This is a genomic window from uncultured Tepidimonas sp. (assembly GCF_938045175.1).
Lineage (GTDB): Bacteria > Pseudomonadota > Gammaproteobacteria > Burkholderiales > Burkholderiaceae_C > Tepidimonas.
The window spans coordinates 1-8,449 of record NZ_CALIND010000019.1 but is presented as its reverse complement, the minus strand read 5'-3'; the positions used below and the strand labels follow the sequence as shown (position 1 = coordinate 8,449).

At 67.6% G+C, this 8,449-nt stretch carries 5 protein-coding genes and 1 tRNA gene; all 6 read left to right on the top strand.

Annotation, left to right across the window (positions count from 1 at the left end; all coding sequences use genetic code 11):
- A partial coding sequence (gene rpoC / locus Q0716_RS00955; protein WP_299018702.1) for a DNA-directed RNA polymerase subunit beta' occupies positions 1-3,010 on the top strand: 3,010 nt, incomplete at its 5' end.
- 34 nt (positions 3,011-3,044) lie between these two features.
- Positions 3,045-4,391, top strand: a complete 1,347-nt coding sequence (rsmB, locus tag Q0716_RS00950) for a 16S rRNA (cytosine(967)-C(5))-methyltransferase RsmB (protein WP_299018700.1) — start codon at positions 3,045-3,047, stop codon at positions 4,389-4,391.
- The gene (locus tag Q0716_RS00945) at positions 4,348-5,049 is read left to right on the top strand and encodes a DUF4390 domain-containing protein (protein ID WP_299018698.1); all 702 of its coding nucleotides are present in this window, start codon (positions 4,348-4,350) and stop codon (positions 5,047-5,049) included. Before rsmB ends, Q0716_RS00945 begins: the two co-directional genes overlap by 44 nt.
- On the top strand, positions 5,046-7,349 hold the full coding sequence (locus Q0716_RS00940) for an ATP-binding protein (RefSeq protein ID WP_299018697.1): 2,304 nt from the start codon (positions 5,046-5,048) through the stop codon (positions 7,347-7,349). Before Q0716_RS00945 ends, Q0716_RS00940 begins: the two co-directional genes overlap by 4 nt.
- 9 nt (positions 7,350-7,358) lie before the next feature.
- Positions 7,359-8,156 (top strand): response regulator, encoded by a 798-nt coding sequence (locus Q0716_RS00935; protein WP_299018693.1) that lies wholly within the window; start codon positions 7,359-7,361, stop codon positions 8,154-8,156.
- 38 nt (positions 8,157-8,194) lie between these two features.
- Positions 8,195-8,270 (top strand) — tRNA-Phe (locus tag Q0716_RS00930).
- Positions 8,271-8,449 lie beyond the last annotated feature (179 nt).

The following is an 8,449-nucleotide window of genomic DNA, read 5'->3' as shown; positions in this document are numbered from 1 at the left end:
AGAGGTCGAGGCGGGCACGCCCATCGTCTGGGACATTCTGGAAGATGTCATCAAAGAGCACCCGGTGCTGCTCAACCGCGCGCCGACGTTGCACCGCTTGGGCATCCAGGCGTTCGAGCCGGTGCTGATCGAAGGCAAGGCGATCCAGCTGCACCCGCTGGTGTGCGCGGCGTTCAACGCGGACTTCGACGGCGACCAGATGGCGGTGCACGTGCCGCTGTCGCTGGAAGCGCAGATGGAAGCGCGCGTGCTGATGCTGTCGTCCAACAACGTGCTCTTCCCTGCCAACGGCGAGCCCTCCATCGTGCCGTCGCAGGACGTGGTGCTGGGGCTGTACTACGCCACGCGCGAGCGCATCAACGGCAAGGGTGAGGGCATGGTCTTTGCCGACGTGGCCGAGGTGCAGCGCGCGTTGGACGCCGGTGTGGTGGAGCTGACCAGCCGGGTCAGCGTGCGCCTGACCGAGTGGCTCAAAAACAAGGAAACCGGCGAACTGGAGCCGGTGACCAAGCTGCGCGACACGACGGTGGGTCGTGCGCTGCTGTCGCAAATCCTGCCCAAGGGGTTGCCGTTCGAGCTCATCGACAAGCCGCTCAAGAAAAAAGAGATCTCCAAGCTCATCAATGCCTCGTTCCGCAAGTGCGGCCTGAAAGAGACGGTGGTGTTTGCCGACAAGCTGCTCCAAAACGGCTTCCGGCTGGCGACGCAAGCCGGCATCTCGATTTGCATCGATGACATGTTGGTGCCGGCCGAGAAGCAAGCCATCATCGAGCGGGCCGAGGCCGAGGTCAAGGAGATCGCGCAGCAGTACGCCTCGGGCTTGGTGACGGCAGGCGAGCGCTACAACAAGGTGGTCGATATCTGGGGCAAGGCCGGCGACGAGATCTCCAAGGTGATGATGGAGCACCTCAAGAAGGAGAAGGTCGTCGACCGCCACGGCAACGTGGTCGAGCAAGAGTCGTTCAACTCGATCTATATGATGGCCGACTCGGGCGCACGGGGTTCGGCGGCGCAGATTCGCCAGCTCGCCGGCATGCGTGGCCTCATGGCCAAGCCCGATGGCAGCATCATCGAGACGCCCATCACGGCCAACTTCCGCGAGGGGTTGAACGTGTTGCAGTACTTCATCTCGACGCACGGCGCGCGTAAAGGTCTGGCCGACACGGCGCTCAAGACTGCCAACTCGGGCTACCTCACGCGCCGTCTGGTGGACGTGACGCAGGACCTGGTGGTGACCGAGGAGGACTGCGGCACTACCAACGGCACGCTCATGCGCGCCATCGTCGAGGGTGGCGAGGTCATCGAGAGCCTGCGCGAGCGCATCTTGGGCCGCACCACGGCCGAAGACATCGTCGACCCCGAGACGCAGCGCGTGCTGGTGGCGGCGGGCCAGATGCTGGACGAGGACGCGGTGGACCTGATCGAGCAGGCTGGCATCGACGAGGTACGCGTGCGCACCGTGCTGACCTGTGACACGCGCTACGGCGTGTGCGCCAAGTGCTACGGGCGCGACCTGGGCCGCGGCGGTTTGGTCAACGTGGGTGAGGCCATCGGCGTCATCGCGGCGCAGTCGATCGGTGAGCCGGGTACGCAGTTGACCATGCGCACCTTCCACATCGGGGGCGCGGCGTCGCGCGCGGCGGTGGCCTCCAGCGTGGAAGCCAAGTCCAACGGTGTGGTCGGCTTCAACCCGACCATGCGCTACGTCACCAACGCCAAGGGCGAGCAGGTGGTGATCGCGCGCTCGGGCGAAATCATCATCCACGACGACAACGGCCGCGAGCGCGAGCGCCACAAAGTGCCGTATGGCGCGACGCTGGCCGTCAAGGCCGACCAGCGCATCACGGCCGGCACCATCCTAGCCAACTGGGATCCGCTGACGCGCCCCATCATCACCGAATTCGCCGGTGTGGTGAAGTTCGAAAACGTCGAAGAAGGCCTGACCGTGGCCAAGCAGGTCGATGAGGTCACCGGCCTGTCGACGCTGGTGGTCATCGACCCGAAGCGGCGCGGGGCCACCAAGGTCGTGCGGCCGCAGGTCAAGCTCATCGACGCCGAGGGTAAGGAGGTCAAGATCCCGGGCACCGACCACGCGGTGACGGTGACCTTCCCCGTGGGCGCGCTGATCCAGGTGCGCGACGGCCAGACCATCCACCCTGGCGAGGTGCTGGCGCGCATCCCGGTCGAAGGGCAAAAGACGCGCGACATCACCGGCGGTCTGCCGCGCGTGGCCGAGCTGTTCGAAGCCCGCAGCCCGAAGGACAAGGGCATCCTGGCCGAGATCACGGGTACCGTCTCGTTCGGCAAGGAGACCAAAGGCAAGGTGCGCCTGCAAATCACCGATCCCGACGGCAAGGTCTGGGAAGAACTCGTGCCCAAGGAAAAGAGCATCCTGGTGCACGAGGGCCAAGTGGTCAACAAGGGCGAACTCATCGTCGACGGCCCAGCCGATCCGCAGGACATCCTGCGCCTGCTGGGCATCGAGGAGCTGTCGCGCTACATCGTCGATGAGGTGCAGGACGTCTACCGCCTGCAGGGGGTGAAGATCAACGACAAGCACATCGAAGTGATCGTGCGCCAGATGTTGCGCCGCGTCGAGGTGGACAACCCCGGCGACAGCCACTACATCTCGGGCGAGCAGGTCGAGCGCTCCGAGATCCTCAACACCAACGACGCCTTGCGTGCGCAGGGCAAAACGCCGGCGACCTACCGCAACCTGCTGCTGGGCATCACCAAGGCGTCGCTGTCGACGGATTCGTTCATTTCCGCGGCTTCGTTCCAGGAAACCACGCGCGTGCTGACCGAGGCCGCGATCATGGGCAAGAAGGACGAGCTGCGCGGCTTGAAGGAAAACGTCATCGTGGGTCGTCTGATCCCGGCTGGCACCGGCATGGCCTTCCACGAGGCGCGTCGCGCCAAGGAGCGCATGGACGAGGAAGAGCGCCGCGCCATCGCCGAGGCGGACGCGCTGTCCGCGTCGCCGCTGGATGCGGATGCCGCCACCGAGTAAGGCTGGGCGGGCCGTGCGGTCGGCCCAGTCAGTGGTGCCGACATCGGTCCCTTTGTCGGCCCAGTTGGCCGTGGTGGCGCGCGCGATCGCCGCGGTGCGGCAGGGGCGCTCGCTCGCGGCCGTTTTGCCTCAGGTGCCTGCACCCCTGCGGCCAGGGGTGCAGGCGCTGGTGTTTGGGGCGTTGCGCCGCGGGGGCGAAACACAGGTGCTGCTGGGCTTGCTGGCCAAGCGGGCGCCACCCGCGCCGGTGGCTGGGTTGTTGGAGGCGGCGCTGGCCCTGCTTGTCGATGGGACAGGGTACGCCCCGCACACGGTGGTCGATCAAGCCGTGCGCGCCCTGACGCCGCTGCGCCAGCCGGCGTTGGCGGGCTTCGTCAACGCTTGCCTGCGTCGCTTCTTGCGCGAGCGTGAGGCGTTGCTCGCGCAAGCCCGTGCCACCCCGCTGGGTCGATGGAATCACCCCCCATGGTGGGTCGAGCGGCTGCAGCGGGACCACCCGCAGCGCTGGCGCGCCATCTTGGAGGCGGACGATCAGCCCGCGCCGATGGTGCTGCGTGTCAACCGGCGGCACGGCAGCCGCGACGCCTACCTCGCCCAGCTGGCGGCCCTGGACTGGGCGGCCGAGCCGATAGGCGAGGACGGCTTGGTTTTGGCCGAAGCCGTGCCGGTGGAGCGGCTACCCGGTTGGGCCGAAGGTGCCGTGTCGGTGCAGGACGGGGCCGCGCAGCTCGCCGCCCCACTGCTGTTGGGGGCGGGGTTGCCCGCGGGGGCGCGGGTCCTGGACGCTTGCGCTGCCCCCGGCGGCAAGAGCGCGCACCTGCTGGAGCGGGCCGACATCGAGCTGTGGGCGCTGGATGCCGATGCGGCGCGCATCGAGCGCGTCCGCGAAACGCTCGAACGGCTGCGCTTGCCCGCGGCAGGCTCGACCGTGACGGTGCGCGCGGCCGACGCGGGCAGCGTCGCCGACTGGTGGGATGGGCGGCCGTTCGATGCGATTTTGTTGGATGCGCCGTGCAGTGCCTCGGGCATCGTGCGCCGCCACCCGGATGTGCGCTGGCTGCGCCAGCCCGACGACGTCGATCGGCTCGCGGCGCAGCAGCGCCGGTTGCTGGACGCGCTGTGGCCGCTCTTGGCGCGTGGCGGGCGGCTGTTGTATGCCACCTGTTCGGTCTTTCGGGCCGAGGGCGCGGACGTGGCGGCCGACTTTGCCGCGCGCCATGCCGATGCGCGTGCACTGCCCGCACCTGGGCATCTCTTGCCGGGCGGCGTGGTGGCCGATGCGGCCGATGCAACGCCGGGCTTCGTGTTCGGCCCTGCCATGGGCGACAATGCGCGCCGTGGCATGGACGGATTTTTCTACGCCTTGTGGGCCAAAGCCTGAGCCGCGTGGCGCACAAGCGCCCGCGCTGTACCGCCGCGCACTGCTGCGCGCAGCCGGGGGGCTGGTCGTGGCCAGTCTGGCGGCCTTGCCTGTCGTGGCGACATCGGCCCAGCGCGACGGCGCAGTCTGGCAGCTCGAGCGCGGGGCCGATGGGCTGTATCTGGACGCGCGCATCCCGCTGGAATTGCCCATCACCTTGCTCGATGCGCTGCATCGCGGGGTGCCGCTGCACTTCGTCTGGCGCGCCGAGCTGCGCCGTCCACGCTGGTACTGGACCGACCGCCACCTGGCGCGGGCGGTGCGCACGGTCCGCCTGGTCTTTCAGCCGCTGACCCAGCGCTGGCGCCTGAGCGTGCAAGAGAGTGACGCACCCGAAGGGGACACCGCCGCTCTCACGGCGCTGCACCGCAACCTGGACAGCCTGGACGAGGCGCTAGCGCTCGTGCGCCGCGTGCAGCGCTGGCGTGTCGCACCGTCCGAAGGGCTCAAAGGCGACGAACGGTTGGAGGTGGAATTTCGCCTCGATGTCCGCCAACTGCCGCGGCCCTTGCAGATCCTGCCCGGCGGGTCTGTCGAAGCACCCGTCTGGCGCACCGTGCTGGCCGTGCCGGCACCGGGTGACGTCGAATCTGCCGAGACGTCGGAGGCGCGCCCATGAGCGAGGCGCGCCAGCGCGACCTCCAGCGCGCGCGCCATCTGCGCTGGTTTTTGGCGCTGGCGCTGGTATTTATCCTGGGCGTGGGCCTGGTGTTGTTTTACCTGCTGACGCTGGCCACCGACCACCGCGCCGTCCAGCCCCAAACGTACACGCATTTGCTGGTGCTCAACCTGGGGGTGGCCGCCGTGTTGGCGGGCGTGCTCGTCTGGCTGGCACTGCGCCTGCTGATACGCTTGCGCCGACGGCGCTTTGGCAGCGTGCTGCTGCTCAAACTCGCGGCCATCTTTGGCTTGGTCGGCGTGGTGCCGGGTGCACTGATCTACCTGGTGTCGTACCAGTTCGTCAACCGGGCCATCGAAACCTGGTTCGATGCCCGGGTAGAGACGGCCTTGCGCGCCGGTCTCGAACTCGGGCGCACCGCGCTCGATACCGTGAGTGCCGACTGGGCGGCCAAGACGCGCACGCTGGCGGGCGCAATCGCCAACAGCTCTGACGGCGCCGCTGGTGTGATGCTCGAGGGGTGGCGCGAGCAACTGGGCGCCACCGACGTGGTGCTGTGGAACACCCAAGGGCGCGCGGTGGCCAGCGCGGGTGCGTCGCGCTTTCGGCTGGCGCCGGAGCGCCCATCGTCGACGCTGATGCGCCGGGCCCGCGCCGAGCGGGTGGTCACCTGGATCGAGGGCCTGGAGGAGCTGGAGAGCCTGCGCGACCCGCGCGAGGTGTTGGGGTTGCCGGCCGAGGCACTGCCGCGCGTGCGTGTGTTGGCCTATGTGCCCACTGGCAGCCTCTCGTTCGGTGTGGAGTCTCGGTACCTGGACGTGACCGCACCCATGCCGGCGGCATTGGTGGCCAACGCGCTGGCGGTACAGGCGGCCAACCGCGAATATCAGGAACGCGCGCTGGTGCGCGACGGCCTGCGCAGCATGTACCTGGGCACACTCACGCTGGCGCTGTTTCTGTCGGTTTTTGGTGCCGTGTTGCTGGCCGTGCTGCTGGGTAACCAGCTCGTGCGGCCGCTGCTGCTGCTGGCCGAGGGGATGCGTGACGTCGCCCGCGGCGACTTGGGGCCCAAGGTGGCCTTGCCCGCTCGCGACGAACTCGCGGGCTTGACACGTACCTTTGCCCACATGACGCAGGAGCTGGCCGACGCGCGCCAGGCGGTGCAATCGTCCATGCAACAAGTCGATGCGGCGCGCGCCAGCCTGCAAACGCTGCTGGACAACCTCACGGCGGGGGTCATCGTCATGGCGCCCGACGGTCGGCTGCGCAGCGCCAACCCCGGTGCGGCGCGCATCCTGCGCGTACCACTGGACGACTACCTGGGCCTGCCGCTGGACGCTGTGCCAGGGCTGCAGCCTTTCGGTGCCTGGGTACGGACGCAGTTCGCCCGTTTCGTCGCCGACGGTGAACCGACAGGCGAGGGCGCGCATTGGCAGCAACCCTACGAGCTGCAGCCCGATACTGACACACCCGCTGGGGGCGCGGTTCGCACCTTGGTCGTGCGCGGCGCCTTGCTGCCCGGTGGCGACTACCTGCTCGTGCTCGACGACGTCAGCGACCTCATCTCGGCGCAGCGGGCCCAGGCGTGGGGCGAGGTCGCGCGGCGCCTGGCGCACGAAATCAAAAATCCCCTCACACCGATTCAGCTGTCGGCCGAGAGACTCGCCCTCAAGCTCGAACCCCGACTGCAGGGCACCGACTTGGCCATGCTGCACAAGTCGGTCAAGACGATCGTCGATCAAGTCGAGGCGATGAAGCGGCTGGTCAACGAATTCCGCGACTACGCTCGGCTGCCCGCGGCCCAGCTCGCCCCTGTGGACCTCAACGCCTTGTTGCAGGACATCGTCACCCTGTACGAGTCGTCTGCCGTGCCGGTGCGGCTGGATCTCGATCCTGACTGCCCGCCGGTGCTGGCCGATGCCCAACAGGTGCGACAGGTGGTGCACAACCTGGTGCAAAACGCGCAGGACGCGAGCGCCACGGCTGCCAGTCAGGGAGTGATCACGCTACGCACGCGGCGCTCCGGCAGCGGCACATGGGTGCGGCTGTCGGTCATCGACGACGGGCCAGGATTTGCACAGACGATCCTGCAGCGCGCCTTCGAGCCCTACGTCACCACCAAGGCCAAGGGCACGGGTCTGGGGTTGGCGGTGGTGAAAAAGATCATGGACGAGCACGGTGGCCGGGTCGAACTGGTCAACCGGCGCGAGGGCGACACTATCGTCGGCGCGCAAGTGTCGCTATCATTCAGGGTTGCAAATACGCAACACTGGCAACAGGGGGCTCCCATCCAGGGGTGAGTGCAGACGATGGCAAACATTCTGGTCGTCGACGACGAGCTGGGTATCCGTGAACTGCTGTCCGAGATCCTGAACGACGAGGGACACACCGTCGAGTTGGCCGAAAACGCTGCGCAGGCGCGACAGTTTCGCCAGCGTGCCTGCCCCGACCTGGTGTTGCTAGATATCTGGATGCCCGACACCGACGGCGTCACCTTGCTCAAGGAGTGGGCGGCGTCTGGGTTGTTGACGATGCCCGTCATCATGATGAGCGGCCATGCCACGATCGATACTGCGGTCGAGGCCACCCGCATCGGGGCCATGGCCTTCCTCGAGAAACCCATCACACTGCAAAAGCTGCTGCAGGCGGTCGACAAAGGGTTGACCCGCGGTGCCATGGGCGGGCCCGCGCGCTCACAACCGGGCAACGGGGGCATCTCGCCGGTGCCGCCGGCCAACGGTGCCCCGGTACGCGCTGCCTTGGCCGCCGGTGGCAGCCCGAGTGCGGTGGGTGACGGGGGGGTGCGGCTGGTCGATCGCCCTGCGGTTGCGGCCGACGAAGGGGACACCCTAAACGGGATGGTACCGAAGGCTTGTGGGGTGGCGGTTCCCGTGGCAGGACTGGGCTGGCAGACGCTGGACCTGGATGCCCCCCTACGCGAAGCACGCGACGCCTTCGAGAAGGCGTACTTCGAGTTCCATCTGGCCAAGGAAAACGGCTCCATGACCCGTGTGGCCGAAAAAAGCGGGCTGGAGCGCACGCACCTGTACCGCAAACTCAAACAGCTGGGCGTCGACCTGTCGCGTGCCAAACGTTGCGCAGCCTGAAGTCGCGTCCCTGCTTGTGTTACAATGAGCACTTAGACGGCCCGGTAGCTCAGTTGGTAGAGCAGCGGACTGAAAATCCGCGTGTCGGTGGTTCGATTCCGCCCCAGGCCACCACCATTCAGCGCCCAACCGTCTCCGGTTGGGCGTTTTCATGTGCGCCCGGCACGGGCGCACTCTTGTGGGTGAAAGTCCCACCGTAAGTTGATCACAGCGAACGAAGCGAAGCGCAACTGCATGAGGGCGACCGAGTGTGGGGAGGAAGCGTGGAGCGAAACTGCGAGCCGATGGACAAG

Coding starts and splice junctions, on each gene's coding strand:
- Q0716_RS00940 (WP_299018697.1), top strand. CDS start 5,046: ATGAGCGAGGCGCGCCAGCGCGACCTCCAGCGCGCGCGCCATCTGCGC.
- Q0716_RS00935 (WP_299018693.1), top strand. CDS start 7,359: ATGGCAAACATTCTGGTCGTCGACGACGAGCTGGGTATCCGTGAACTG.